The 24,950-nt window shown below is 74.0% G+C and carries 23 protein-coding genes; 13 read left to right on the forward strand and 10 right to left on the reverse strand.

The features are described from left to right. Positions 1-9 precede the first annotated feature (9 nt). From ABFJ78_RS38885 to ABFJ78_RS38905, 5 genes are all read right to left on the reverse strand, one after another. Positions 10-1,083, reverse strand: a complete 1,074-nt coding sequence (locus ABFJ78_RS38885; protein ID WP_436392451.1) for an NAD-dependent epimerase/dehydratase family protein — start codon at positions 1,081-1,083, stop codon at positions 10-12. A 33-nt stretch (positions 1,084-1,116) separates the two neighbouring features. Next, entirely contained in the window at positions 1,117-3,141 is a 2,025-nt protein-coding gene (locus tag ABFJ78_RS38890) for a CocE/NonD family hydrolase (protein ID WP_436392452.1), read from the reverse strand. 19 nt (positions 3,142-3,160) lie between these two features. After that, the gene (locus ABFJ78_RS38895; RefSeq protein WP_436392453.1) at positions 3,161-4,351 is read right to left on the reverse strand and encodes a zinc-dependent alcohol dehydrogenase; all 1,191 of its coding nucleotides are present in this window, start codon (positions 4,349-4,351) and stop codon (positions 3,161-3,163) included. Positions 4,352-4,529: 178 nt separating this feature from the next. Next, positions 4,530-5,525 carry an anion permease gene (locus tag ABFJ78_RS38900; RefSeq protein WP_436392454.1) on the reverse strand — a complete coding sequence of 332 codons (996 nt, stop codon included), beginning with the start codon at positions 5,523-5,525 and terminating at the stop codon, positions 4,530-4,532. Further along, entirely contained in the window at positions 5,526-6,140 is a 615-nt protein-coding gene (locus ABFJ78_RS38905) for a DUF47 domain-containing protein (protein WP_436392455.1), read from the reverse strand. Between the two features lie 93 nt (positions 6,141-6,233). Between ABFJ78_RS38905 and ABFJ78_RS38910 the strand changes: the two genes are divergently transcribed. Next, positions 6,234-7,175 (forward strand): glycosyltransferase, encoded by a 942-nt coding sequence (locus ABFJ78_RS38910; protein WP_436392456.1) that lies wholly within the window; start codon positions 6,234-6,236, stop codon positions 7,173-7,175. A 22-nt stretch (positions 7,176-7,197) separates the two neighbouring features. Beyond that, a complete protein-coding gene (locus ABFJ78_RS38915; RefSeq protein WP_436392457.1) occupies positions 7,198-8,406 on the forward strand; it encodes a glycosyltransferase family 4 protein in 1,209 nt (402 codons plus the stop codon). 51 nt (positions 8,407-8,457) lie between these two features. Here the strand turns inward: ABFJ78_RS38915 and ABFJ78_RS38920 are convergent, their stop codons facing one another. Genes ABFJ78_RS38920 through ABFJ78_RS38930 form a run of 3 tightly spaced genes read right to left on the reverse strand, consistent with a single transcriptional unit; the run spans position 8,458 to position 11,038 of the window. Then, positions 8,458-9,348 (reverse strand): glycosyltransferase family 2 protein, encoded by an 891-nt coding sequence (locus ABFJ78_RS38920; protein WP_436392458.1) that lies wholly within the window; start codon positions 9,346-9,348, stop codon positions 8,458-8,460. Beyond that, positions 9,327-10,193 carry a glycosyltransferase family 2 protein gene (locus tag ABFJ78_RS38925; RefSeq protein WP_436392459.1) on the reverse strand — a complete coding sequence of 289 codons (867 nt, stop codon included), beginning with the start codon at positions 10,191-10,193 and terminating at the stop codon, positions 9,327-9,329. The genes ABFJ78_RS38920 and ABFJ78_RS38925 overlap by 22 nt, the downstream gene beginning before the upstream one ends. Beyond that, entirely contained in the window at positions 10,190-11,038 is an 849-nt protein-coding gene (locus tag ABFJ78_RS38930; protein ID WP_436392460.1) for a polysaccharide pyruvyl transferase family protein, read from the reverse strand. The genes ABFJ78_RS38925 and ABFJ78_RS38930 overlap by 4 nt, the downstream gene beginning before the upstream one ends. Positions 11,039-11,109: 71 nt before the next feature. On the opposite strand from ABFJ78_RS38930, the gene ABFJ78_RS38935 reads away from it, so the two are divergent. The 9 genes from ABFJ78_RS38935 (at position 11,110) to ABFJ78_RS38975 (ending at position 19,615) form a co-directional block, all read left to right on the forward strand. After that, positions 11,110-12,075, forward strand: coding sequence for a UDP-glucuronic acid decarboxylase family protein (locus ABFJ78_RS38935; protein ID WP_436392461.1), 966 nt, complete (start codon positions 11,110-11,112; stop codon positions 12,073-12,075). A 115-nt stretch (positions 12,076-12,190) separates the two neighbouring features. Then, entirely contained in the window at positions 12,191-13,864 is a 1,674-nt protein-coding gene (locus ABFJ78_RS38940; RefSeq protein ID WP_436392462.1) for a carbamoyltransferase family protein, read from the forward strand. After that, entirely contained in the window at positions 13,864-14,424 is a 561-nt protein-coding gene (locus ABFJ78_RS38945) for a D-sedoheptulose-7-phosphate isomerase (protein ID WP_436392600.1), read from the forward strand. The genes ABFJ78_RS38940 and ABFJ78_RS38945 overlap by 1 nt, the downstream gene beginning before the upstream one ends. Then, positions 14,421-15,788 carry a PfkB family carbohydrate kinase gene (locus tag ABFJ78_RS38950; RefSeq protein WP_436392463.1) on the forward strand — a complete coding sequence of 456 codons (1,368 nt, stop codon included), beginning with the start codon at positions 14,421-14,423 and terminating at the stop codon, positions 15,786-15,788. Before ABFJ78_RS38945 ends, ABFJ78_RS38950 begins: the two co-directional genes overlap by 4 nt. A 25-nt stretch (positions 15,789-15,813) precedes the next feature. After that, positions 15,814-16,500, forward strand: coding sequence for an SDR family oxidoreductase (locus ABFJ78_RS38955; protein WP_436392464.1), 687 nt, complete (start codon positions 15,814-15,816; stop codon positions 16,498-16,500). Beyond that, positions 16,491-17,441 carry a glycosyltransferase family 9 protein gene (locus ABFJ78_RS38960; protein WP_436392465.1) on the forward strand — a complete coding sequence of 317 codons (951 nt, stop codon included), beginning with the start codon at positions 16,491-16,493 and terminating at the stop codon, positions 17,439-17,441. The genes ABFJ78_RS38955 and ABFJ78_RS38960 overlap by 10 nt, the downstream gene beginning before the upstream one ends. Then, positions 17,434-18,738 carry a UDP-glucose dehydrogenase family protein gene (locus tag ABFJ78_RS38965; RefSeq protein WP_436392466.1) on the forward strand — a complete coding sequence of 435 codons (1,305 nt, stop codon included), beginning with the start codon at positions 17,434-17,436 and terminating at the stop codon, positions 18,736-18,738. Before ABFJ78_RS38960 ends, ABFJ78_RS38965 begins: the two co-directional genes overlap by 8 nt. Continuing rightward, on the forward strand, positions 18,735-19,340 hold the full coding sequence (locus tag ABFJ78_RS38970; protein WP_436392467.1) for a flavodoxin family protein: 606 nt from the start codon (positions 18,735-18,737) through the stop codon (positions 19,338-19,340). The genes ABFJ78_RS38965 and ABFJ78_RS38970 overlap by 4 nt, the downstream gene beginning before the upstream one ends. 95 nt (positions 19,341-19,435) lie before the next feature. Then, a complete protein-coding gene (locus ABFJ78_RS38975) occupies positions 19,436-19,615 on the forward strand; it encodes a hypothetical protein (protein WP_372672827.1) in 180 nt (59 codons plus the stop codon). A gap of 92 nt (positions 19,616-19,707) precedes the next feature. Here the strand turns inward: ABFJ78_RS38975 and ABFJ78_RS38980 are convergent, their stop codons facing one another. Together ABFJ78_RS38980 and ABFJ78_RS38985 are read right to left on the reverse strand one after the other, a co-directional pair. After that, positions 19,708-20,889 (reverse strand): FUSC family protein, encoded by a 1,182-nt coding sequence (locus tag ABFJ78_RS38980; RefSeq protein WP_436392468.1) that lies wholly within the window; start codon positions 20,887-20,889, stop codon positions 19,708-19,710. Then, positions 20,886-22,235 carry an aldehyde dehydrogenase family protein gene (locus tag ABFJ78_RS38985; protein WP_436392469.1) on the reverse strand — a complete coding sequence of 450 codons (1,350 nt, stop codon included), beginning with the start codon at positions 22,233-22,235 and terminating at the stop codon, positions 20,886-20,888. Before ABFJ78_RS38985 ends, ABFJ78_RS38980 begins: the two co-directional genes overlap by 4 nt. An 89-nt stretch (positions 22,236-22,324) precedes the next feature. Between ABFJ78_RS38985 and ABFJ78_RS38990 the strand changes: the two genes are divergently transcribed. Together ABFJ78_RS38990 and ABFJ78_RS38995 are read left to right on the forward strand one after the other, a co-directional pair. After that, positions 22,325-23,803 carry an HAD-IIIA family hydrolase gene (locus ABFJ78_RS38990; protein ID WP_436392470.1) on the forward strand — a complete coding sequence of 493 codons (1,479 nt, stop codon included), beginning with the start codon at positions 22,325-22,327 and terminating at the stop codon, positions 23,801-23,803. After that, positions 23,800-24,834 carry a glycosyltransferase family 9 protein gene (locus tag ABFJ78_RS38995; protein ID WP_436392471.1) on the forward strand — a complete coding sequence of 345 codons (1,035 nt, stop codon included), beginning with the start codon at positions 23,800-23,802 and terminating at the stop codon, positions 24,832-24,834. The genes ABFJ78_RS38990 and ABFJ78_RS38995 overlap by 4 nt, the downstream gene beginning before the upstream one ends. Positions 24,835-24,950 lie beyond the last annotated feature (116 nt).

Consider the following 24,950-nt stretch of genomic DNA (forward strand, 5'->3'; position numbering starts at 1 on the left):
GCCTCCCGTTCAGGCTTGCGACTGGTGGCTCGGCCCCACCCGCGTGAGCGAGCGCAGCCTGGACACGACCCCACCGCGGCGCGGCGGGGCCAGGGGCGGGCTCGCCGCCCCCTCGCCCGACCGGAACCCGGCGACCAGCTCGGCGACCGCGGACGCGGCGTCGTACCGAGGTTGCCAGCCCAGCGCGGTCTCCGCCAGCGTGGGGTCGGCGAGTGCCGCGCGGTCGGCGAGCTCCAGCCAGCCCGGGTGCACCGGCAGCGCGCCGCCCGCCCAGGCCGCCCGGACGGCGACCAGCGCCAACGGCTTCGGAACCGGGATCCGCCGGCCGCCGAGGACCGCGGCCAGCGCGTCGGAGTCGAGGACCTCGGGCGCGGCGAGGTTGACCGCGCCGGCGAAACCGCGGTCGAGGATCAGCCGGATCGCTTCGGCGACGTCGGCGGTGTGCACCGCCTGGGCGCGCAGGCCGGTCCACAGCGGAACCGGCAGCCGCCGGCCGCCGACGATCCGGGCGGGCACCACCGGGTCGAGCAGCCAGCGCGCGAACTGCCCGGCCGCGCGCCGGTGGACGATCGCGCACGGCCGGATCCGCGCCACCGACACCTCGGGGTGCCGCTCCGCGAACCGGTCGAGCAGGGTCTCCAGCGCGGCCTTGCCCCGGCTGTAGGCGCTGTGCGGGATCCCGGTGCACGCGTGGGTTTCCGGCACTTTCTCCCAGCGCGGCGCGGGCCCGTACGCGGCGACCGACGACGCGACGACCACGTGCGGCACCCCGGCCGCCGCGGCCGCGGCGAGGACGTGCCGGGTGCCGTGGTCGTTGGTGCGCCACATCGGCGGGTCGCCGCGCACCGGCGAGATGGCCCACGCGAGGTGGACGACGGCGTCCGCGCCGTCGAACAGCCGGGTCAGCTCCTGCTCGGCGCCCCGGACCCCGATGTCGGCGGCGCGCCAGCCCGCCCGGCGGTACGGCTCGGCCGTGGTGTCGGGGAGCCGCCGCGCCAGGCCGACGACGTCGCAGGCAGGGTCGAGGGCGTCCAGCAGCGCCGTCCCGACGTTGCCGGTGGCCCCGGTGATCACGATCCGCACACGGAGTGCTTACCCCGTCACGCGGTCGTGAAACTAGACCAGGTCACGCGGGATCCGCCGGTGCCAGTTCCGGGACACGATCCGGCGGGCGCCGTCGTAGCCGTCGAGCCGGGCGTCGATCACGAACTCGGTGTCCGTGCAGGACACCCGCGTCCGGGTCTCGCTGCGCGCCAGCCACTCACCGCGGGAGAAGGTCACGATCCACTCGGTTTCGGCGACCGGCGAGCAGAAGTCGTCGGCCTCCCAGGTGTAGCGCTCCCGGACGTCGCGGCTCACCTCGAGGTCGAGCTCGTCGAAGCGCACGGTGCCGGCGTTCTTCACGATGTCGAGCGCGGAGTGGTAGTCGACGAGGTCGCGCGAGACGGTCCAGCGCTGCTCCCCCGGCGTCAGCGCGGTCACCGGCATCGGCGGCGCGCCTTCGGGCTTGCCGAACGGCCGGGCGGGCAGCTCGTCCGGTTCGGCGACCGGCCGCACCGGCAGCTCCAGCGCGCTGTGTCCGGTGTGGACACTCAACAGCACCGGCTTCGGCGGCGGCCACGCCAGCGGCCAGTACGAAGTGGACAGTGACAGCCGGATCCGGTGCCCCGCCGGGAAAGCCTGCGCGACGGCGTTCAGTTCGATCTCGACGGCGCACCGCTCCCCCGGCTCCATCGGCGCCGGCTCGTCGTGGCCGTCCCGGTGGGTCAGGTTGAGCAGGCCGTACGTGACGCGGGTGGCGCGCCCGTCCGGGGCGACGTCGGACAGCCGGGCCGCGATCATCGCCACCGGCTGGTCGGCCGACACCTCCAGCCGCACCTTGGGCGAGCCGAGGATTTCGCAGCGCTCGGTGAGCACGTCGGTGTCGAAGACCAGCGAACCGCCGTCCTCCTCGCGCTGGTCGTAGGGCAGGTCCGGCGGGGCGCTGTAGGACGCCCACTTGCCGGAGAACTGCCCCACCGACAGCGGCGAGGACACCGTGAGCGCTTCGTCTTCGACGGTCTCCTCCGGCCGCGCGAGCCGGTGCCGCGCCAGCGGAAGCTCTTGCGGCTTCACGTGCGGCGACGGCCAGGTGGCCTCACCGACCCAGCGGCCGGGGCGGTCCTCGTAGGACGTCGACGGCGGGACGCTCTCCTGCATCCACGTCCGCAGCATCGGCCCGTCCATGGCCTCGTTCTCGACGCCGCGCAGCCAGTGGTCCCACCACGTCACGACTTCCTGGAGGTACCCGATCGCCGGCCCCGGCTCGCCGAGGTGCGGGTACTTGTGCGACCACGGCCCGATCAGCCCGCGCCGCGGGACGTCGAGGTGGGCGAGCAGCCGGATGACGGCGTTGGAGTAGCCGTCGGCCCAGCCGCTGGAGGCCAGCACCGGGACCTGGACGTCGCTGTAGTTCTCCGACACCGAGGCGTGCCGCCAGTAGTCGTCACGGCGCTGGTGGCCGAGCCAGTTCTCGATCCACAGGCTGCAGTTCTCCAGCCGCTCCAGCCACATCTCGCGCCACCGCTCGCCGACGACCGCCGGGTCGGGCGGCAGCGTGGCGTAGCCGAACATGGTGCCCGACTCGGCGACGTTGTCCGACAGCAGGCAGCCGCCCATGTAGTGCATGTCGTCGGCGAAGCGGTCGTCGGTGAACGACGAGATCACGATCGCGCGCAGGCTCGGCGGTTTCCGCGCCGCGACCTGAAGGGCGGCGAACGCGCCCCAGGAGATCCCCATCATCCCGGTGTCGCCGGTGCACCACGGCTGCGCGGCGATCCACTCGAGGACGTCCTCGGCGTCGAGCTGCTCGCGTTCGAGGTACTCGTCGGCCAGGACGCCCTCGGACTCGCCGGTGCCCCGGATGTCCACGCGCACGCACGCGTAGCCGTGGCCGGCGAGGTAGGGGTGGTGGATCGAGTCGCGCGGGGCGGTCAGGTCGCGCTTGCGGTACGGGATGTACTCGAGGATCGCGGGCACCGGCTCGGTGTCCGACGAGACCGGCCGCCAGATGCGGGCGGACAGCACGGTCCCGTCGGACGCCGGGATCCGGACGTGGTCGGAGACGGTGATTTCGTACGGCAGCGAGGTGACGGCTCGCAAGAGTCAGTTCCCTCCCGGGTTACGCGTTGGGCTGCAACAGGATCTTCTGGGCGCCGTCGAGCTTCTTCTGGAAGATCTCGTACGCGCGCGGCGCGTCGGCCAAGGGCAGCTTGTGGGTGGCGAAGCCCTCGACGCCGAGCGGGTCGCCGTCGCCGGTGAGCACCGGCATGATGTCGTCGAGCCAGTGCCGGACGTTGGCCTGGCCCATCCGCAGCTGCACCTGCTTGTCGAACAGCTCCATCATCGGCATCGGGTCGACCATGCCGCCGTAGACGCCGGACAGCGAGATGGTGCCGCCGCGGCGGACGGCGTCGATCGCGGCGTAGAGCACGCTGAGGCGGTCGATGCCGGCCTTCTCGGTGATCTTCTCGCCCAGCGGCTGCGGCAGCAGGCCGACGAGCGTGTGCGCGAGCTTCCCGACCGGAGCGCCGTGGGCCTCCATGCCGACGGCGTCGATGACGGAGTCCGCGCCGCGGCCGGTGGTCAGCTGCCGGATGCTGTCGCCGATGTCCTTGTGGTCGCGCGTGTCGAGGGCGGTCGCGCCGTGTTCGCGGGCCCGGGCGAGCCGCTCGGGCACGAGGTCGACGCCGATCACCTGAGCGGCCCCGCGGTGCCGCGCGATCCGGGCGCACATCTGGCCGATCGGCCCGAGCCCGAAGACGACGACGGTGCCGTCCTCCGGGACGTTCGCGTACTCGACGGCCTGCCACGCGGTCGGGACGACGTCGGAGAGGTAGACGAACCGCTCGTCCGGCGGGCCGTCCGGCACCTTGATCGGGCCGTACTGCGCCTGCGGGACGCGCAGGTACTCGGCCTGGCCGCCGGGGACCTGGCCGTAGAGCTTGGTGTAGCCGAGCAGCGAGGCGCCCTTGCCGTGTTCTTTCACCTGGGTGGTCTCGCACTGCGACTGCAGGCCGCGTTGGCACATCCAGCAGTGGCCGCACGAGATGTTGAAGGGGATGACGACGCGGTCCCCGGGCTTGATGCCGGTGACCGCGTCCCCGACCTCCTCGACGACGCCCATCGGCTCGTGGCCGAGGATGTCGCCTTCGGTCATGAACGCGCCCAGCACTTCGTAGAGGTGCAGGTCGGAGCCGCAGATCCCGGTCGAGGTGACGCGGATGACGGCGTCGGTGGACTCCTCGATCTTGGGGTCCGGTACGTCCTCGACGCGGACGTCGCGCTTGCCGTGCCAGGTCACTGCCTTCATGGCTCTCCCTTTCCGGGTACGGGTCTCGGAGGCCGGTTTCCCGCGGGAGGAAGAGGCAAACGCGGTTCAGGTCAGCGACCTCGGCGCGGCCGGATGACGTGAATGACTCATTCATGTCACCAGACGACGTGAATGACTCATTCCTGTCATCGCCCCTGCCCACACCGACCCACGCCGCTCAGGTCAGCGCGTCCGCCACCAGGTACACCGCCGCGGCCACGGCGGCCGCCGCCGGGAAGGTCAGCACCCACCCCAGCACGATGTCGCGCGCGATCCCCCACCGCACCGCCGACAGCCGGCGCGTCGCGCCCACCCCCATGATCGCCGCCGTGATCACGTGGGTCGTCGAGATCGGGGCCTTCACCGCGAACGCCGTCACGTACAGCACCGACGAGGCCACCGACTCCGCCACGAACCCGTGCGGCGGGTCCAGCGGGAACACCCGGCGCCCCAGGGTGCGCATGATCCGGAGACCGCCCGAATAGGTGCCCAGGGACAAGGCCACCGCGCACAGCAGGGTCACCCACAACGGGACCGCGAACGTCGACTGCTCCCCCGCCGCCACCAGGGCCAGGACGATCACGCCCATGCCCTTCTGGGCGTCCTGCAACCCGTGGCCCAGCGCGAGCGCCGACGCCGACAGGATCTGGAACCGGCGGAACACCCGGCCGCTGCGGTGCGGGTTGGCGCGGCGCAGCAGCCACAGCGCCGCCACCATCGCGACGTAGCCCAGCCCCAGCCCGAGCAGCGGCGAAGCCACCATCGGGATCAGCACCTTCTCGGTGATCCCCGCCCAGTGCACGGTGCTCGCCGCGGCCAGCGCCGCGCCCACCATGCCGCCGATCAGCGAGTGCGAGGACGACGACGGCAGCCCGAAGTACCAGGTGACCAGGTTCCAGGTGATCGCCCCGGTGAGCGCGGCGAACACCACCGTCAGCGCGTCCGGGCCGGCCGGGACGTCGATGATGCCCTTCGCCACCGTCGCGGCGATGCCCGTCGACAGCAGCGCGCCCGCCAGGTTCATCACCGCCGCCAGGAGCAGCGCCGCGCGCAGGGTCAGCGCCCGCGTCGACACCGCGCTCGCGATCGCGTTCGCGGCGTCGTGGAACCCGTTGGTGTAGTCGAAGAAGAGCGTCAGGACGATCACGACGACCAGGGCGGCCGTGCCCGTCACTCAGGACTCCTTCACCGCGATGGTCTGCACCACGTCGGCGACGTGCTCGAAGGCGTCGGCCGCCAGCTCGAACTGCTCGACGACCTCCTTGGTCTTCAGCACTTCGAGGGCGTCCCCGCCGGGTTCGAACAGGTGGGCCAGCACGCGCCGGTAGACGCGGTCGGCCTCGTTCTCCAGCTCGTTGATCTCGATCCAGTACGGCTCGAGCTCGCCCACCTTCGCCAGCCCGGGCATCGAGTTCGCGGTCAGCTCGGCGCACCGGCACAGCACCCGGACCAGCAGGTCCGTGCCCGGCGGGAACGCCTCGATGCGGTACAGCACGGCCAGGTCCGCCGCGGTGTCCATGAAGTCGAGCACGTCGTCGATCTTCCCGGCCAGCGCCTGGATGTCCTCGCGGTCGAACGGCGTCACGAACGAGCTGTTGAGCTCGACCATGATCGTGTGCATCAGCTCGTCGCCCTGGTGCTCGACCTCGTGCAGGCGCTTGGCGAGCGGCTCCCGCTCGCCGGGCTCGGCGGCGACGAGGTCGCGCAGCACCGCGGTGGCGGTCACCAGGTTTCTCGCCGCGTCCGTGAGCAGGTCGAAGAACCGGGTACCCCGTGGGGTGAACCGCATCGATGGCCGTCCCTTCGCCGACGCAAGCGCCGTGAGCCGGGTACCCCCGCGGGGGGCACGTTTAACAGGCGTTCTCCGGGAAACCAGGTGGCCATGACCGAACCCGGATCCCGGCGCCTGAGAGTACTGCTCTGGCACGTGCACGGCTCGTGGACCGACGCCTTCGTCCGCGGCCGCCACCAGTACCTCCTGCCGGTGTCCCCGGAGGGCGCACCGTGGGGACTCGGGAAGGCCGGCCGCGACTGGCCGTCCGTCACCGAAGTTCCGCTCGACCGCCTGGCCGACGCCGAGCCGGACGTCGTGGTCGTGCAGCGCCCGGAGGAACTCGACCTCGTGGCGAGGCTCGGCGCGCCGGCCGTCTACGTCGAACACAACGCGCCGCGGCCGTACGCCGCTTCGAGCGAGCACCCCCTGGCGGCGCGGCCGGACATCACCGTCACGCACGTGACCCACTTCAACGAGGCGATGTGGGACTGCGGCCGCGCGCCCACGACCGTCGTCCCGCACGGCATCCCCGACCCGGGCGCGCGCTACACCGGCGAGCTCGCCGCCGGCGTGTCGATGATCAACGAGCCGGTGCGCCGCCGCCGCGTGACCGGCGCCGACCTGCTGGACGCCCTCGCCGGGGCCGCCCCGGTCGACCTGTTCGGCATGGGCACCGAGGAGCTGTCCGGGCCGGTGCGCGGCCAGGGCGACGTCCCCGCGCCCGCCCTGCACGACGAGATCGCCCGCCGCCGCGTCTACCTGCACACCGCCCGCTGGACGTCGCTGGGACTGTCCCTTCTGGAGGCGATGCACCTGGCCATGCCGGTCGTCGTCTTCGCCGCCACCGAGGCGATCGAGGCCGTGCCGCCCGACGCGGGCGTGCTGTCCACCGACGTCTCCGTGCTGGCCCGGGGCTTCCGGGAGCTGGTCAACGAGCCCGACTTCGCCGCGCTGGCCGGCAAGAACGCCCGCGAACACGCCCTGAAGAACCACGGGCTGGACGCCTTCCTGACCGCTTGGGACCACCTCCTCGCCGAGACGGCCCGCTGACCCCGAAGGGAACGCCTCACCGATGAAGATCGCGATGGTGTCCGAGCACGCCAACCCACTCGCCGCGCTGGGCGAAGCCGACGCCGGCGGGCAGAACGTCCACGTGGCGGAGCTGTCGGCGGCCCTGACGCGCGCCGGCCACGACGTCACCGTCTACACGCGCCGGGAGAGCCTCGACGAGCCGCCCGAGGTCCGGACCCCGCAGGGGTACGACGTCGTGCACGTGCCCGCCGGGCCGCCGCGGAAGGAGCCGAAGGACCACCTCCTGCCGTACATGGGCGAGTTCGGGAGCTTCCTGCGCGACCGGTGGGCCGCCGACCGGCCGGACGTGGCGCACGCCCACTTCTGGATGTCCGGCCTCGCGACCGTCCTCGCGGCGAGCGCGACCGCGACGCCGGTCGCGCAGACGTTCCACGCCCTCGGCGTCGTCAAGAAGCGGTACCAGGGGAACCAGGACACCAGCCCCGCGGACCGGATCCGGCTGGAGCGGATCATCGGCAGGCAGGCCGGGCGCGTCGTCGCCACCTGCTCCGACGAGGTGTTCGAGCTGTCGCGCCTCGGCGTGCCGCGGTCGCGGATCTCGATCGTGCCCTGCGGCGTCGACCTCGGGCGCTTCTCCCCCGACGGGCCGACCGCCCGCCGCCGCGAACGCCACCGCCTGGTGGCCGTCGGCCGGCTGGTGCCGCGCAAGGGCTTCGACATCGCGATCACCGCGCTCGCCCAGCTGCCGGACACCGAGCTGGTGATCGCGGGCGGTCCCGAGCGCGGGCGGCTGTCGCAGGACCCGGAGGCGAAGCGGCTGCGGGAGCTGGCCGACCGGCTGGGGGTCGGCGACCGCGTCCGGTGGCCCGGCCAGGTGTCCCGTGAGGACATGCCGGCCCTGCTGCGCTCGGCCGACGCCGTCGTGTGCACGCCGTGGTACGAGCCGTTCGGGATCGTGCCGCTGGAGGCGATGGCCTGCGGTGTCCCGGTGGTCGCGGCCGCGGTGGGCGGGCTGACCGACACCGTCGTCGACGGCGTCACCGGGCTGCTGGTCCGGCCGCAGCAGCCGAAGGAGCTCGCGTCCCGGGTCCGGCGGCTGCTGGACGACCCGGCGCTCTGCCACGCCTACGGCACCGCCGGGCACGACCGCGCGGTGGCCCGCTACTCGTGGGACCGCGTCGCGGCCGACACGCTCAGGGCGTACCACAAGCTCGTGCCCCAGACCGCGGCCACCGCCGAGGCTCGCTGACCCCTCGTGAGTGTTCAGGGCGGTTGACCGCCCTGAACACTCACGACCGCGTCAGCCCACGTAGCGGCGGGCCTTCGAGGTGCGCTGGGGTTCTTCCAGCAGATACAGGCCGTGCTCGACGTGCGAGGGGACGACGCGGCGGTCGCGCAGCACCCACGGCAGGCCGCGGAGCACGTCCAGCAGGGCCGCCGCCGTCGCGCGATCGCGCGGGGCCGTGCGCAGCACCTCGCGGCCGCGGCGGAAGACCGCCGGCCAGGGACGGCGCAGCAGGAGTGTCCACAGTGTGTTGCGGATGCCGAGGCGGCGGCGGTGGCGCGGGTCGCGCAGCTTCGACGGCGCGTGGTGGATCACGACGTCCTCGGCCCAGCACATCCACCAGCCGCGCGCGGCGAGGTCCAACGCGAACAGCTCTTCCTCACCGCCCAGCCACATCCGCGTCGAGAAGCCGCCCACCTCGCGGAACGCGCTGACGCGCACGGCGGTCAGCCCGGCCATGATGCCCAGCAGCGCCGGCCCCGGCAGCCACGACGGGCCCGGCACCGGCGATTCGCGCAGCTCCGGCGTGATCGGGTCCTCGGCCAGGCCCGGCTCGACCAGGCAGCGGCCGGTCACCGAGCCGAGTCCGGGGTGGGCGTCCAAAATGTCCGCAGCCCGGGTCAAAGCGCCCGGTTGCCACGTCGTGTCGTCGTCGCAGAACGCCACGTACGGCGTCGTCACCTCCTCGACGGCGATGTTGCGCGCCACCGCGCCGAGGTTCTCCCGCAACGGGAACAGCCGGACGCCGGGGAACTCGCGGGCGACCATGTCGGCCGTGCCGTCGGCGGACCCGTTGTCCGCGACGAAGATCGGCGGATCGTCCGGTAAGGACGTCATGTGCGCCAGGGTCTCCCGCAGCTGCTCACGCCGGTTGCAGGTGATGATCACGACCGAGATGCGCGCCATTCGGCGGTCCTTTCCAGAGTCCGGGCCTGGTGTTCGACGTGGGCGGGCAGGACGCGGCGGGAGCCCAGCGCCCGGGGCAGCCGGGCCACCGCGCCGAGCACGGCGCCGGGCGCGGTGACGAGCGTCCGGGCCACCTCCCGGCGGCAGACCCGCGGCGGCCGGCGCAGCACCGCGATGAGCAGCCGGTTGCGCAGTTCGGCGCGGCGGCGCCAGGACGACGGCGGCCGCGACCGCGAAGGGTGGTGGTGGGCCCGCAGGTGCCCGACATAGCAGACGTCCCAGCCGCGCGCGGCCAGGTCGTAGGCGAGCAACTGCTCCTCCGCGCCGAAGTGCAGCAGTGGGCTGAAGCCGCCGACCTGGAGGTACGCCGTCCTCCGGACGATCGCGGAGCAGGCGAGGAACCCGAGCACCAGCGGCCCGGGGGCGCCGTCGGGGCGGCCGAGCGGGCTGCGTTCCATGTCGGGTGTCACGGGGTCGTCCCGGCATTCCGGGCCGACGAGGGTGCGCGCGGCGAGGAGGCCGGTCCGCGGGTGCTCGTCGAAGATCCGTTCGGCTTCCGGCAGCGCGCCGGGCGCCCACCACGAGTCATCGTCGCTGAAGGCCACGTACGGCGTCTCGGCGACGAGCACCCCGAGCGTGCGGGCGGCGGCACCGAGGTTGTGCGGCAGCCGGATCAGCCGGACGCCGGGGAAGCCCGCGGCAACCTCGGCGGTGTCGTCCTCGGAAGCGTTGTCCAGCACCACGACCGGCGGCCGCGGGTCCAAAGAGGACAGCTGGGCGAGGGTGCGGGCGAGCTCGCCGGCGCGGTTGTGGGTGGCGATGACGACGGTCGTGCGCGCGCTCACCGCGAGCCCGCCAGCTCGTCCACGAGCCCCGCCAGCGACGGCGTCGGCGGTGGCGCGACCGCAGTGGACAGACACCACTTCAGGCGGGCGTCGAGCAGCGCGGTGTCCCCGGCATCCTCGGCCGCGACGACCGGCCAGCCGAGCGCTTTCGCCTGCGCGGTCACCTTTCCGCCGCCGGCCACCGGATCGACGGCGACCACCGGGACCCCGGCCTTCAGCCCGAGCACCAGCCCGTGCAGCCGCGTGGTCACGAGAACGTCCATTTTGGACACCAGCGAGACGAACTGGTCCGGCGTCGCGCACCGCTGCCAGTCCTCGTGCGCCAGCCGCGTGTCCAGCGGTACCCGCGCGCAGTCCAGGCCGGCGGCCCAGCCGGTCAGCGCGTCGTGGACGTCGTCGTGCCGCCCCGCGCCGCCGTACTCGGGCTGGTGCGGAGCGAGGACCACGCCGAGTACCGGGGTCGTCGAGACCGACGCGGCCAGGGAGAGGTCCGGGGTGACTCCGTCGTCGCGCGGGAAGACCTGGTGGAACCCGGTCACCGCCGGGTCATCCGGGTCGGGCACGGACACGCCGATCGCGATCCGGCGGCAGGACGCGTACCGCTCGTGCAGCGAACGCACCTGCGGCCCGTGCACCGGGCCGCAGGCGAACACCACGTGCGTGTAGTCCTCGGGTGGCGCGTCGGGCAGGTGCCGGGTACCGGGGCGGAAGCCGGGGCTCCACACGACGTCGTGGTCGATCCCCGCCCGCTCGAGCGCGGCCCCCACCGCGCGCAAGCTGAGGACGTCGCCCGCGGTCGCTTCGCCGTGCAGGAAACTGGCCCATCCGGTGAGCAGAACTCGCATGCCTCCGGCGTACCCGCCAGCCATGGGCTTACACGGGTTTGCGGCCGGAGCCGCCGGGTAGCCGCAACGGCATGACGAATCCGGGAGTGACCAGGCGGTTCGAACGTGCGGTGGTGACCGGGGGTGCCGGCTTCGTCGGCGCCCACCTGTGCGAGCTGCTGCTCGAAGACGACGTCGAAGTGATCGCCGTGGACAACCTCGCGACGTCCTCGGCGGACACCCTCGACGAGCTGCGCCGCCACGAGAAGTTCCGGTTCGTGCGCCACGACGTCACGCAGCCGATGCCGCTGGGCTGCCGCGCCGACGTCGTCTTCCACCTGGCTTCGGCCGCGTCGCCCCGCGACTACCTCGCCTTGCCGCTGGAGACGCTGCGCGCCGGCTCGCACGGCACCGAGCACGCGCTCGACCTCGCCCGCCGCGACGGCGCCCGGTTCGTCCTCGCCTCCACCAGCGAGGTCTACGGCGATCCGCTGGAGCACCCGCAGCGCGAGGAGTACTGGGGCAACGTCAACCCCATCGGCCCCCGCAGCGTCTACGACGAGGCCAAGCGCTTCGCCGAAGCACTCACTTTCGCCTACCGGCGCGAACACGGCGTCGACACCGGGATCGCGCGGATCTTCAACACCTACGGCCCCGGCATGCGCGCCCACGACGGCCGGATGATCCCCGCGTTCGTAGACCAGGCCCTCAAGGGCGAACCGATCACCGTCACCGGTACCGGCGAGCAGACGCGGTCCATCTGCTACGTCGAGGACACCGTCCGCGGCCTCCTGGCCCTCGCGCGGTCGGACCACCCGGGACCGGTCAACATCGGCAACCCGCACGAGCTGACCGTCCGCCAGGTCGCCGAGCGGATCAAGGAAATCACCGGGTCCGACTCGCCCATCGAGGAGATCGACGCCGTCGTCGACGACCCGAAGCGCCGCTGCCCCGACATCTCCCTCGCGCGGGACGTCCTGGGGTGGGAACCGAAGATCGACGCCGACGACGGTCTCCGTCGCACTGCGGCGTGGTTCCGCCGAGCACCGCTGCGGTGAGTAGCGACGCCCAGGGGTTTTGCGCGCATTCGTTTATGGGTGACTTCGCCGGGTAGCGCTATAGGCGAGAGCGGACCGGCGAAGGAGTCCGCACCGGAACGCCAGAGGCAGGTCGATGCGCATCCTCGGGATCAACGCCGTCTTCCACGACCCGGCCGCCGCGCTGGTGGTGGACGGCGAGATCGTCGCCGCGGCCGAAGAAGAACGCTTCAGCCGCCGCAAGCACGGCAAGCAGGCCGTCCCGTTCTCCACGTGGGAGCAGCCCGCGCAGGCTGCGGCCTGGTGCCTGGAACGGGCCGGACTGTCCGCGAAGGACCTCGACGCCGTCGGCTACTCCTACGATCCCGCGCTGGTCGAACCCGGTCTGCCCGGCCACGACCCGAGCGGCGAGGAACTGCGGACCGAGTTCGCGAAACGGGCCCCGCTGTTCCTCAGGTCCGCTTTGCCCGGTCTCGACCCGGGCATCGTCCGGTTCGTCCGCCACCACGTCGCGCACGCCGCGTCGGCCGCGCTGGCCGCGCCGTTCGGCGACTGCGCCGTGCTGGTGGCCGACGGCCGCGGCGAAAGCACGTCCTACCTGGCCGGTGAGTACCGCGACGGCCGCTTCAAGGAACTGGCGGCGCAACGGCTTCCCCACTCGCTCGGCCTGCTCTACGAAGACCTGACCGAGCACCTCGGCTTCGCCCGCTCCAGCGACGAGTACAAGGTCATGGCGCTGGCCTCCTACGGCAAGCCGGTGTACCTCGACGAACTCTGCGAGCACGTCCACGTCACCGGCGACGGCGGCTTCCACGCCGACGGGGTGAGCCTCGGGGAGCTGGCCCCACGCCGGGGACCGGGCGAAGAGCTCACGCGCCGGCACGCCGATCTCGCGGCGAGTGTCCAGAAAGTCCTCGAAGACATCCTGCTGGAGCTGACGGACTGGCTGCACGACCGGACGGGCCACCGCGACCTCGCCCTAGCCGGCGGGATCGCGCTGAACTGCGTCGCCAACAGCAGGCTGCACGCCGAAGGCCCGTTCGACCGGGTGTGGGTGCAGCCCGCGGCGGGCGACGCCGGCACGGCGCTGGGCGCGGCCCTGCAGCTGGCCGCCGACGCCGGGGAACGCGGCGCGCCGATGGGCGACGCCGGCCTGGGTCGCGAATGGACCGACGAACAGCTCGAAGAAATCCTCGTCAAGGCGAAGCTGCCCTACGAACGTCCCGACGACGTCGCCGAAACCGTCGCCGAAGCGCTCGCCGACGACGCCGTCGTGGCCTGGTTCCAGGGCCGCGCCGAGTTCGGCCCGCGGGCGCTGGGCCACCGGTCGCTGCTGGCCCATCCGGGCCGCAAGGCGAACCTCGAACGCCTCAACGACGTCAAGGGCCGCGAGCAGTTCCGCCCGGTCGCGCCGATGGTGCGGGCCGAGCGGGCGGCCGGGATCTTCACCCGCGGCCCGCTGCCGAGCCCGTACATGCTGTTCGTGCACGACGTCGCCGAAGACTGGCGGGACAAGATCCCCGCCGTCACGCACGTCGACGGCACCGCCCGCGTCCAGACCGTCGAAGACCGGGAAAACCCCGTGCTGGCCCGGATGCTCGCCGGGTTCGAGCGGCGCACCGGGCTGCCGGTCGTGATCAACACCAGCCTCAACACCGCGGGCCGGCCGATGGTCGACTCGCCGCGCGACGCGCTCGAGTGCTTCGGCTCGGCGCCGATCGACCTGCTGGCGCTCGGGCCGTTCGTGCTCCGGCGTCCCCGTCCGACACGAGCCGGCGCGGCGTCGCCGGAGGAGAAGGAGGTGCCGTGATGGAAGACCATCTCGCCGCTCTCGCCGAGGCCGCCCGGCGGACCCGCGAATCCGCGCCGAAGATCACCGGCTGGGGCCGGCACCTGGCCGGTGTCTTCGAAGGCGGCGGCCGGCTGCTCGCCTGCGGCAACGGCGGCAGCGCGGCCGAGGCCCAGCACCTGACCGGCGAGCTCGTCGGGCGGTTCCGCCACGAGCGGCAGCCGCTGTCGGCGATCGCGCTGCACGCGGACACCTCCGCGACCACGGCCATCGTCAACGACTACGGCGACCACGAGGTCTTCGCCCGCCAGGTGCGCGCGCACGGGCGGCCGGGTGACGTGCTGGTCTGCCTGTCCACCAGCGGAACCAGCCAGAACGTCGTCGCCGCGGCGAAGGCCGCGCACGAGTTGGGCGTCACCACGTGGGCGCTGACCGGGCCCGCGCCGAACCCGCTCGCCGCGCTGTGCGACGACGCCGTGACGGTCGAAGCGCCGACCGTCGCGACCGTCCAGGAGATGCACCTGGCCCTGGTGCACGGCCTGTGCGCGGCGCTCGACGACGCGCTCGGAGTGACCGCGTGAGGCCGCTGGTCGTCCTCGGCGACACGCTGCTCGACGTCGACGTCGAAGGCACCGCCGAGCGGCTGTGCCCGGAGGCGCCGGTGCCGGTGGTCGACCTGACCGCGCGGCGGCGCCGCCCCGGTGGCGCCGGCCTCGCCGCCCTGCTGGCGGCGCGGTCCGCGGCCGAGGTCGTGCTGGTGACGCCGCTGGGCGACGACGAAGGCGGGCACACGCTCACCGGCCTGCTCGAACCCGACGTCACCGTGCTGCCGCTGCCGCTGCGCGGCACGACGGTGTGCAAGACCCGCGTCCGCGCGGGCGGGCAGTCGTTGCTGCGCCTGGATTCCGGCGACGGCACGGCCACCGCCGGCCCGCTGCCCGCCGCGGTGCGCGAGGCCCTCGAAGACGCCGGCGCGATCCTCGTCGCCGACTACGGGCGCGGCCTGACGCGCAACCCGCACGTCCGACGGCTCCTGCGGGAGCGGGCCGAGCGGATCCCGGTGGTCTGGGACCCGCACCCGCGCGGCGCGCAGCCGGTGCCGGGCACCGCGCTGGTCACCCCGAACCTCGCCGAGGCGCAGGCGGTGCTCGCCGGGCACGAAGAACCGGCCGAGCTGGCCAAGCTGCTGCGCGGGCACTGGCACGCCGGCGCGGTCGCGGTGACCGTCGGCTCGCGCGGCGCCGTGCTGTCCGACGGCCTCGGCGAAACGGCCGTGCCGATCCCCGCCGCGGCACGGGTGCCGGGGCACGCCGCGCCCGACACGTGTGGTGCGGGCGACCGGTTCGCCGCGGCCGCCACCGCGGCCCTGCTCGACGGGGCCGACGCGGGGGAAGCCGTCACGACCGCGGTCGAGGCGGCCGCCCGGTTCGTCGCCGACGGCGGGGCCACCGCGCTGTCCACGAACGACGGCCCGGTGGCGGACCCGCAGCCGGCCACCGACGCCTTCGGGCTCGCCGAGCGCGTCCGGGACCGCGGGGGCCGCCTCGTCGCCACCGGCGGCTGCTTCGACCTGCTGCACCCCGGGCACGTGAGCCTGCTGCGACAGGCCCGCGCGCTCGGCGACGCCCTCGTCGTCTGCCTCAATTCCGACGCGTCGGTGCGGGCCCTCAAGGGCCCCGGCCGCCCGCTGGTGCGGGACCGCGACCGGGCCCGGCTGCTGACGGCGTTGTCCTTTGTGGACGCCGTGGCCGTGTTCGACGAAGACTCCCCCGCCGCTCTGCTGGAGCGGCTGCGCCCGCATGTGTGGGTGAAGGGCGGGGACTACGCGGCGGCCGACCTGCCCGAACGCGAGGTCGTCGAACGCCACGGCGGCGAGGTCGTGCTCGTCCCGACCGTCCCCGGCTATTCGACGTCCCGGCTGGTCGCCGCGGCGGCCAGTGCCTGAAACCCCCGATCCCCGAAGGAGTGCGATGCGACCCCTCGGCAACGTCCTGATCACCGGTGGCGCCTCCGGCCTCGGCGCCGCCACCGTCGACGCCGTCCGCAAGGCGGGCGGCACCCCGTACGTCCTCGACCGCGTCCGCCCCGAGGACCCGGCCGAATACGTCGAAGCCGACCTGACCGACACCGCCGCGACCGAGGCCGCGGTGCGCGAGCTGGCCGACCGCGCGGGAGGACTGGACGGTGTCTTCACCGCCGCCGGCACCGATGCCTGCGGCCCGCTCGGCGAAGTGTCCACTGAGGACTGGGAGCGGGTGGTGAAGGTGAACCTGCTCGGGACCGCCGCCGTCGTCCGCGCCGCGCTGCCCCACCTGGAGCGGTCGCACGGGACGGTCGTCACCGTGGCGTCCACTTTGGGCATCAAGGCGGTGAGCGACGCAACCGCCTACTGTGCCTCGAAGTTCGGCGTCGTCGGGTTCACCCGGGCGCTGGCCGCGGAGCTGGCCGGGCGCGTCGGCGTCACGCTGCTGATCCCCGGCGGGATGTGGACGCACTTCTTCGACGGCCGCACCGACCAGTACAAGCCGCCGCCGGACGCGAAGCTCAACCAGCCCGAGAACGTCGCGGACACCGTCGTGTTCGCCCTCCGGCAGCCGCCCGGCTCCGAGGTGCGCGAACTCGTCGTGTGCGCGTCGGAGGAGGGGTCGTGGCCGTGAGCTCCGCGGTCCTCGTGCTGCGCGCGCTCGGGCTGGGCGACCTGCTGACCGGGGTCCCCGCGCTGCGGGCGCTGCGGGCCGCGTACCCGGACGACCGCCTGGTCCTGGCCGCGCCGGAGGGGCTGCGCGACCTCGTCGAGCTGATCGACGCGGTGGACGAGCTGCTGCCGACCGCGGGCCTGGGCGACCTCGCGTGGCCCGGGCCGCCGCCGCGGCTCGCCGTCAACCTGCACGGCAGCGGCCCCGAGAGCCTGCACGACCTGCTGGCCACCGACCCCGCCGAGGTGCTGACCCACCACCACCCCGACTTCCCCGACGTCCCGGGCCTCGAGTGGCGCGACGACGTCCACGAAGTCGACCGCTGGTGCCGGCTCGTCGAGTACGCCCACCTGGAAGCGGACCGCACGGCGCTGCGGCTGCCGGTGCCGCCGGGCCCGAGCCCCGCGCCGGACGCCGTCGTGGTGCACCCCGGGGCCGCGTTCCCCGCACGCCGCTGGCCGCCGGAGCGCTTCGCCGGCGTGGTGCGGGCGCTCGCCGCGGCCGGGCACCGCGTGGTGCTCACCGGCAGCGCCGCCGAACGCGAGCTGGCGTCGTCGATCGCCGACCGCGCCGGGCTCGGCGACGACGCCGTGCTGGCCGGGCGGACGGACCTGGCGGAACTGGCCGCGCTGGTGGCCGGGGCCGCGCTGGTCGTCTGCGGCGACACCGGCGTCGGGCACCTCGCGACCGCGTTCGGCACACCGTCGGTGCTCCTGTTCGGCCCGACCCCGCCCCGGCTGTGGGGCCCGCCGCCGGCCGCGCGGCAGCACGTCGTGCTGTGGGCGGGCAACGTCGGCGACCCGCACGGCGAAGAGCCCGACGGCGGTCTGCTGCTCCTCGGCGAGGAACGCGTGCTGGCCGCGACGCGCTCGGCGCTGGAAGCGCGGGTGGCGCATGGCTGAGCACATCGGGATCGTCGGCGCGGGCTACGTCGGCCTGACCAGCGCCGCCTGCTTCGCGCGGCTGGGGCACCGGGTGACCTGCGTGGACACCGACGAGTCCAAAGTGGACGCCCTGGGCCGGGGCGAGGTGGGCATCGCCGAGCCCGGCCTGGCCGAGCTGGTCGCCCAGGGCATCGAGGACGAGACGCTCACCTTCACCGACGCCCAGGCCGAGCTGTACGGCGCCGGTGTCGTCTTCCTCTGCCTGCCGACCCCGCCCGCGGAGGACGGGCGGCCCGACCTCGGGGTTCTCGAGCAGGTCGTGCCGCAGCTGGGGCGCCTGCTGCGGCCCGGCTGCGTGGTGGTCACGAAGTCGACCGTCCCGGTCGGCACCGCGGTCCGGCTGCCCGGGCTGCTGGGGCGGGACGACCTGCCGGTCGTGGCCAACCCCGAGTTCCTGCGGGAAGGGCACGCCGTCGAGGACTTCCTGCACCCGGACCGGGTCGTGGTGGGGGCCGACCCGCCGGGGTCGGCTGCGGCTTCGCGCGTGGCGCGGCTGTACGAGCCGACCGGCGCGCCGGTCGTGGCGACCGACTCGGCCAGTGCCGAACTCGCGAAGTACGCGAGCAACGCGTTCCTCGCGGTGAAGCTGTCGTATGTGAACGTCCTCGCCGAACTGTGCGAGCGGTTCGGCGCCGACGTCCGCGAGGTCGCCCGCACCATGGGCCTGGACGCGCGGATCGGCCCGGAGTTCCTCGCCCCCGGCCCCGGCTGGGGCGGGTCGTGCCTGCCGAAGGACACCTCGGCGCTGCTGCACGCGGCCGAGTCCGCGGGTGTCGAGTTCGGCATCCTGCGCGACGCGGTCCGCGTCAACGCCCGGCAGCGCGCGCGGGTCGTGCGGGCCGTCCGCCAGGCCGTCACCGGGTCGCCGGCCGGGTCCCTCGCCGGCGCGCGGATCGGCTTGCTGGGCTTGGCGTTCAAGGCCGGCACCGGCGACCTGCGCGACTCGCCCGCGCTCGCGGTGGCGGCCGATCTCGCGCGGGCGGGCGCGGAGCTGGCCGCCCACGACCCGGCCGTGGGAGCCGTGCCCGGCCTGGACGCCGTCCAGGTCGTCGACGACCCGTACCTGGTGGCCAAGGACGCCGCCGCGCTGGTCGTGCTCACCGAATGGCCGGAGTTCCGGGACCTCGACTGGGCCCGGCTGGCCGCGTCGGCCGCGCAGCCGATCGTCGTCGACACGCGCAACCTGCTCGATCCCGACGCCGTCGCGGGCTTCACGCACGTCGGCGTCGGAACCCAACCCAGGAGGCAGTCATGACCCTGCGCGTCCTCGCGCTGACCTGCACGCTCAAGCCGTCGCCCGCCAAGTCGAGCAGCGACCTCATCGCGCGCCAGCTGCTCGACCTCTTCGCCGAGCGCGGCGCGACCGGCGAGCTGGTCCGCGTCGTCGACCACGACGTCCGCCCGGGCGTCGAGGCCGACATGGGCGCCGGCGACGAATGGCCGGAGATCCGCCGCAAGATCGCGGCCGCGGACATCCTGCTGATCGCCACCCCGACGTGGGTCGGCCACATGTCGAGCGTCGCGCAGCGTGTCCTCGAACGGCTGGACGCGGAGCTGTCCGAAACCGACGACGAGGGCCGCCCGGCGATGTTCGGCAAGGTCGCGGTGGCCGCCGTCGTCGGCAACGAAGACGGCGCGCACAAGATCATCGCGGACCTGTTCCAGGCGCTGAACGACACCGGCTTCACGGTGCCCGCGCAGGGCGCGACGTACTGGAACGGCGAAGCCATGCAGGGCGGCGACTACCAGGACCTCGACGAGACGCCCAAGGCCGTGGCCTCGACGAACGCGACGCTGGTCCGCAACGCCGTCCACCTGGCGACCGTGCTCGGAGCGCAGCAGTACCCGGCGTCCTGACTACTCCTTTCGAGTGAGGTCCTTGCTCCAGACGAGTGTGGCGCACGCCACGGGGTAGCCGGGCAGGACCTTCGATCCCGCCAAGGGGCCCCACGATGCCGAACCGAGTCATGATCAGCCGCGACAGCAAGCCGATCCCCTGCGAGGAATGCGGCCTGCCCACGCTGCACGTCGCCCGGCTGGTCGCCGGGGACGGCTCGCTGCTGGGCCAGACGATGGTCTGCACGGCCTGCCGCCGCCACCGCTCGGAAGCCGAGGCCATCGCGGTCCCGTGACGACCCGGCCCGCCCCACCGACGTAGTGAATGACTCATTCATGTCGCCACACGACATGAATGAGTCATTCACGTCATGCCGGCCACGCCCGGTCAGCGGTTCTCCAGCTTCTCCACCAGCAACCGAGCCGGGAGGATCATCGTGCCCAGGCCCAGCCGGGCCGGCACGCCGTCCTCGTCCGCCGTCACCAGCCGCTCCTCCAGCTTTTCGAGCAACGCGCGGCACCCGTCCAGGTCGACCGGCTCCCCCGCGACGGCCACCGCCTGCACGGCGCCCGCCAGCAGGTGCACCAGGTCGGCCAGGGTGTCCCGCGCGTCCGCCCAGGGGTAGTCGAACGGGTGCCGGTCGCTCGCCTCCGCGGTGGTGCGCACCGCCGCGATCAGCTGGGCCACCGCGGGCCACAGCGCGACGAGTGTCCGAAGTGGACGTTCGTGGTGCGCGCCGGACGTGGGCCGGCCGCGGCGCAGGTTCAGCATCCGCCCTTCGCGCGTCAGGCCGACGGCCTCCTCCGCCGCCAGCACCTGGCTCCGCGTGTCCTGGGCTCGCGCCAGCAGGTCGTCGACCTCGCCCGGTTCGTCGTGGCGCACCAGGTCCGACAGCGACTCCAGCAGGCCCGCCAGCGCCTTCGCGAGGCGGCCGGTCGCCGTGGCCACGCGTTCGCCGTACAGCGGCGGGAAGATCAGCGTGTTGACGGCGACGCCGATGGCCGCGCCCAGCGCCGTCTCCAGGAGGCGGTCGCCCAGCAGCGCCGGGTCGCGGGCCGTGCCGTAGGAGATCAGCAGCATGCCGGTGACGCCGACCCAGACCCCCGAGTCCCCGAACCGCCGCCAGTTCCCCAGGAGCAGGCCCACGAACACGACGACGGCCAGCGCGACCGCCTGCGAGGGGATGACCTGGCCGGCCACGGCGGCGAGGAGCACGCCGGTGGCCACCGAGCCGACCTGCTGGAGCCACCCGCGCAGCGACCGGTACACGGTCGCTTCCACCAGGAAGATGGCCGCGTACGGCGCGAGGAACGGCTGCGGCAGCTCCAGCACCAGCGTCGCCAGCAGCCACGCCGCCGTCGCCGCGAGCGTGGCCTTGGCCGTCTGGACGAGGATCCGCCGTTCGCGGCCGGGCACCCGCAGGGCGCGGGCGAACCAGGCCACCGGCGTCCGGTCGGATCCGTCGACGTCCGTGCCGCCCGTGCCGACCGCGGCGGCGAGGCCCCGCCGGACCTCGTCCCCCGCCTTCAGCCGGACCGGACGCCGGTTTCTCTCGTGCCGGTCGGTCATCCGGGCGGCGCCACGTGCACGAGCTTCGTCTGGGTCAGCTCGTCGAGCAGTTCCGGCCCGTAGCCGTAGCCGTTGCCGCTCCGGCCACGGGGATGCGCCGCCCCGCCGGGGGCGCCGCCGAAGACGTTGTTGATCTTCACCGTCCCGGCCGGCAGCTCCCGCCACGCGCGCTGGGCGTTCGCCATCGACGCCGTGAGGACGGTCGCCGCGAGCCCGTAGTCGCCCTTCGCCGCTTCGGCGAGCCCCTCGTCGAAGCTGGGCACGACCTGCACCGGGGCCACCGGGCCGAACGTCTCCTCGGTCATCACCCGCAGGTCGGAGGCGCATCCCGTGAGCACCGTCGCCGGGTAGTGCGCGCCGGGTCCGCCGGGCACTTCTCCCCCGGTCAGCACCCGGGCCCCGCGCTCGACCGCGTCGGCGACGTGCGAGTGCACGTGGTCGCGGTGGCGCCGGTCGACCAGCGGCGCGAGGTTCCGCGCTTCGGCCTCCTTGACCAGTGCGGCGAGGAACGCGTCCGCGATGGCTTCGTGGACGTAGATCCGTTCGACGGCGACGCAGATCTGGCCGGAGTTGGCGAACGCGCCCAGCGCCGCCTGGCCCGCCGCCCACACGGGGTCGACGTCCGCGTCGATCACCAGCGGGTCGTTGCCGCCGTTCTCGAGCAGCGTCTTCGCGCCGGTCGCGGCCGCGCTCGCGGCGATCGACCGGCCGGTCGCGGTGCTGCCGACGTGGGCGAGGACGTCGACGTCGTCGCGCATCGCGAGGATCGCGCCGACCCCGCCGTCGCCCTGCAGGGTCTGCAGCACACCACCGGGGAACACACCGACGAGGATTTCACCGAGCAGCTGCCCGGTGCGCGGCGCGCGCTCGCTCGGCTTGTGCACCACGGTGTTCCCGGTGACCAGGGCCGCGCCGAGCAGGCCGCAGGCCACCGCGACCGGGTCGTTCCACGGCGTCAGCGCGACGACCACGCCACGCGGTTCGGGCACCATCAGGTCGGTCGCGCCCGGGTCGCCGAGCAGGCTGCGCCCGCGGTGGACCGGGCCGAGCTCGGCGTACTGGTCGAGCGTGCCGGCCCCGGCGAGCACACCTTCGCGGGCTTCGTCGCGCGGCCGCCCCGTTTCCGACTCGTTGGCGGCGGCGAGTTCGTCCGCCTGGGCCCGCAGCCGTTCGGCCGCGGTGTGCAGCAGCGCGCCGCGCTCGGCGGCCGGTGTCCGCGCCCACGCGGCCCGCGTCTCGTTCGCCAGCAACAGGGCGGCGTCGATCTCGTCTTCGCCCGCGGTCGGCACACTGCCCACCACGCTGCCGTCGGCCGGGTTCCGGATTTCGATCGTCCCCGCGGTCATCCGCACCTCCGTCGTCTCCCTGCCCGGTTACCCGCGCGCCCGCGATCGACACGCCGTTTGACCGGGCGCCACGCGGGTAGCCCGGTCCGGTGACTGCTTCGCTCGACTACACCGTGGTGATCCCCACGACGGGCCGGGAGACGCTTCGGCCACTGCTCGAAACCGTGCTCGGCGGCGACGGCCCGCGACCGGCGGAGATCCTCGTCGTGGACGACCGCCCCGGCGGGTCCGAACTGGACGTTCCCGGCGGCGTCCGCGTGCTCCGTTCGGGCGGGCGCGGCCCGGCCGCCGCGCGGAACCTCGGCTGGCGGACGGCGGAGAGCGAGTGGATCGCCTTCGTCGACGACGACGTCGTGCTCGCCCCGGACTGGCACCGGCAGCTCGCCGAAGACCTGTTGTGGCTGCCGCCGGAGGTCGCCGCGTCCCAGGGCCGGATCACCGTCCCGCTGCCGGCGGACCGCCGTCCCACCGACGACGAGCGCAGCACCGCGGGTCTGGAAACCGCGCGGTGGATCACCGCGGACATGGCGTACCGGCGCGCCGCGCTCGTCGAGGCGGGCGGCTTCGACGAGCGGTTCCCGCGCGCGTTCCGCGAGGACTCCGACCTCGCCCTGCGCGTCGCCGAAGCCGGGCACCGGATCGACCAGGGCGAGCGGCTGACGACGCACCCCGCCCGCCGGGCCGGGTTCTTCTACAGTCTGAAAGCCCAGCGTGGCAACGCCGACAACGCGCTCATGCGCGCCAAGCACGGCGTCCTCTGGCGGCAGCGCACCGGCGCGGGCCAGGGGCGGCTCGGGCTGCACGCACTGTCCACAGTGGCCGGTCTCGCCGCGCTGGCGCTCCCGGTGTTCCGGCAGCGCGGGAAAGCCGTGCTGGCGGCCGGGATCTGGGCCGGGCTGACGGCGGAGTTCGCCACCCGCCGGATCCTGCCCGGCCCCCGCACGCCGGGCGAGGTCGCCCGGATGGCCGTGACGAGCGCGCTGATCCCGCCGGCCGCGTGCTACCACCGCGTCCGCGGGGAAATCGCGGCGCGGCGCCCGAAGCCGCCGGTCGCGGTGCTGTTCGACCGCGACGACACGCTGATCGTCGACGTCCCGTACCTCAACGACCCGGCCGGGGTCCGCCCGGTGCCCGGCGCCGTCGAGCTGGTGCGCGGGCTGCGGGACCGGGGCGTGCCGGTCGGCGTGGTCAGCAACCAGTCGGGTGTCGCGAAAGGACTGATCAGCCCGGACCAGCTCGCGGCGGTCAACGCGCGCGTCAAGGAGCTGTTCGGCCCGTTCGGCACGTGGCAGGTCTGCGTCCACGACGACGGCGACGGCTGCGACTGCCGCAAACCCCGGCCCGGCATGGTGTTCCGCGCGGCGGACGAGCTGGGCGTCGATCCCGCGTCCTGCGTGGTGATCGGCGACACCGGCGCCGACGTCGACGCCGCGCTGGCCGCCGGGGCGCGCGCGGTGCTGGTGCCGACGGCCCGCACCCTGGAGCCCGAGATCGCCCGCGCGCGCCGGCACGCGGCCGTCGCGCGGGACCTGTCCGAAGCGCTGCGCGTCGCCGGGGTCGCTGGATGAGCCGGGTGCTCGTCGCCCGCCAGGACAACCTCGGGGACGTCCTGCTCGCCGGGCCGTGCCTCCGCGCCGTCGCCGCGAAGGCGTCTCAGGTGACTCTCCTGGCCGGGCCGCACGGGCGCGCCGCGGGTGAGCTGCTGCCGGGCGTCGACGAGGTGCTCACGTGGACGGCGCCGTGGATCGACCCCGCGCCGCCGCCGGTGACCGCCGAGGACACCGGCGAGTTCGTCGCGCTGATCCGGGCCAAGTCGTTCGACCGGGCACTGATCCTGACGTCGTTCCACCAGTCGCCGCTGCCGCTGGCGCTGCTGCTGCGGCAGGCCGGCGTCCCGTGGATCGGCGCGATTTCCGAGGACTACCCGGGCAGCCTGCTCGACCTGCGCCACCGCGTCGACGGCGACCCGCCGGAGCCGGTCCGGATGCTTTCGCTCGCCGAGGCGGCCGGGTACGAGCTCCCCCCGGACGACCACGGCGCGCTGGCCCTGCGGCGTCCGTTGCCGCCCGTCACGCGCTTGACGGGCGGCGGCGCGTACGTCGTGGTGCACCCGGCCGCGTCGGTACCGGCGCGGCAGCCGTCGCCGGCGTGGAGCCATCGGGTGGTGCAGGCGCTGGCGGCCGAGGGGCATCGCGTGCTCGTGACGGGCGCGCCGGGCGAAGCGCACCTGACGGCTTGCGTGGCGGGGACATCGGCGGTGAACCTCGGCGGCCGGACGTCCCTGGCCGAGCTGGCGGCGGTGCTGTCGGGAGCGCAGGTGGTGGTCGCGCCCAACACGGGTCCGGCGCACCTGGCGGCGGCGGCGGGCACCTCGGTGGTGTCGCTGTTCGCCCCGGTGGTCCCGGCCGAGCGCTGGGCCCCGTACGGCGTCCCGGTGGTACTGCTGGGCGATCAGAGCGCGCCGTGCCGCGCCAGCCGGGCCCGGGTGTGCCCGGTGCCGGGCCACCCGTGCCTGGAGCGGATCGCCCCGGCGGACGTGTGCCGCGCGGTCGCCGAACTCGGCGCGGTCGTCCCACCACGGGTCAGTTCCCTGCTGTAGGAGTTCCTCCTGCTTTCGGGCGGTGACTTCATGTCCACATCGGACACCGAACCGGTGACCACGGTGTACAGCCGGCGCGCCAAACCGAGGACAGCCGCGACTTCCACTTCGCCACG

The organism is Amycolatopsis sp. MEPSY49 (genome assembly GCF_051337345.1).
Lineage (GTDB): Bacteria > Actinomycetota > Actinomycetes > Mycobacteriales > Pseudonocardiaceae > Amycolatopsis.

Excerpts from the sequence above, each read along its gene's own strand:
- ABFJ78_RS38895 (WP_436392453.1), bottom strand. The coding sequence starts at position 4,351 with ATGAAGGCAGTGACCTGGCACGGCAAGCGCGACGTCCGCGTCGAGGAC.
- ABFJ78_RS38905 (WP_436392455.1), bottom strand. The coding sequence starts at position 6,140 with ATGCGGTTCACCCCACGGGGTACCCGGTTCTTCGACCTGCTCACGGAC.
- ABFJ78_RS38910 (WP_436392456.1), top strand. The coding sequence starts at position 6,234 with ATGACCGAACCCGGATCCCGGCGCCTGAGAGTACTGCTCTGGCACGTG.
- ABFJ78_RS38915 (WP_436392457.1), top strand. The coding sequence starts at position 7,198 with ATGAAGATCGCGATGGTGTCCGAGCACGCCAACCCACTCGCCGCGCTG.
- ABFJ78_RS38920 (WP_436392458.1), bottom strand. The coding sequence starts at position 9,348 with ATGGCGCGCATCTCGGTCGTGATCATCACCTGCAACCGGCGTGAGCAG.
- ABFJ78_RS38930 (WP_436392460.1), bottom strand. The coding sequence starts at position 11,038 with ATGCGAGTTCTGCTCACCGGATGGGCCAGTTTCCTGCACGGCGAAGCG.
- ABFJ78_RS38935 (WP_436392461.1), top strand. The coding sequence starts at position 11,110 with ATGACGAATCCGGGAGTGACCAGGCGGTTCGAACGTGCGGTGGTGACC.
- ABFJ78_RS38940 (WP_436392462.1), top strand. The coding sequence starts at position 12,191 with ATGCGCATCCTCGGGATCAACGCCGTCTTCCACGACCCGGCCGCCGCG.
- ABFJ78_RS38945 (WP_436392600.1), top strand. The coding sequence starts at position 13,864 with ATGGAAGACCATCTCGCCGCTCTCGCCGAGGCCGCCCGGCGGACCCGC.
- ABFJ78_RS38955 (WP_436392464.1), top strand. The coding sequence starts at position 15,814 with ATGCGACCCCTCGGCAACGTCCTGATCACCGGTGGCGCCTCCGGCCTC.
- ABFJ78_RS38965 (WP_436392466.1), top strand. The coding sequence starts at position 17,434 with ATGGCTGAGCACATCGGGATCGTCGGCGCGGGCTACGTCGGCCTGACC.
- ABFJ78_RS38970 (WP_436392467.1), top strand. The coding sequence starts at position 18,735 with ATGACCCTGCGCGTCCTCGCGCTGACCTGCACGCTCAAGCCGTCGCCC.
- ABFJ78_RS38975 (WP_372672827.1), top strand. The coding sequence starts at position 19,436 with ATGCCGAACCGAGTCATGATCAGCCGCGACAGCAAGCCGATCCCCTGC.
- ABFJ78_RS38980 (WP_436392468.1), bottom strand. The coding sequence starts at position 20,889 with ATGACCGACCGGCACGAGAGAAACCGGCGTCCGGTCCGGCTGAAGGCG.
- ABFJ78_RS38985 (WP_436392469.1), bottom strand. The coding sequence starts at position 22,235 with ATGACCGCGGGGACGATCGAAATCCGGAACCCGGCCGACGGCAGCGTG.
- ABFJ78_RS38995 (WP_436392471.1), top strand. The coding sequence starts at position 23,800 with ATGAGCCGGGTGCTCGTCGCCCGCCAGGACAACCTCGGGGACGTCCTG.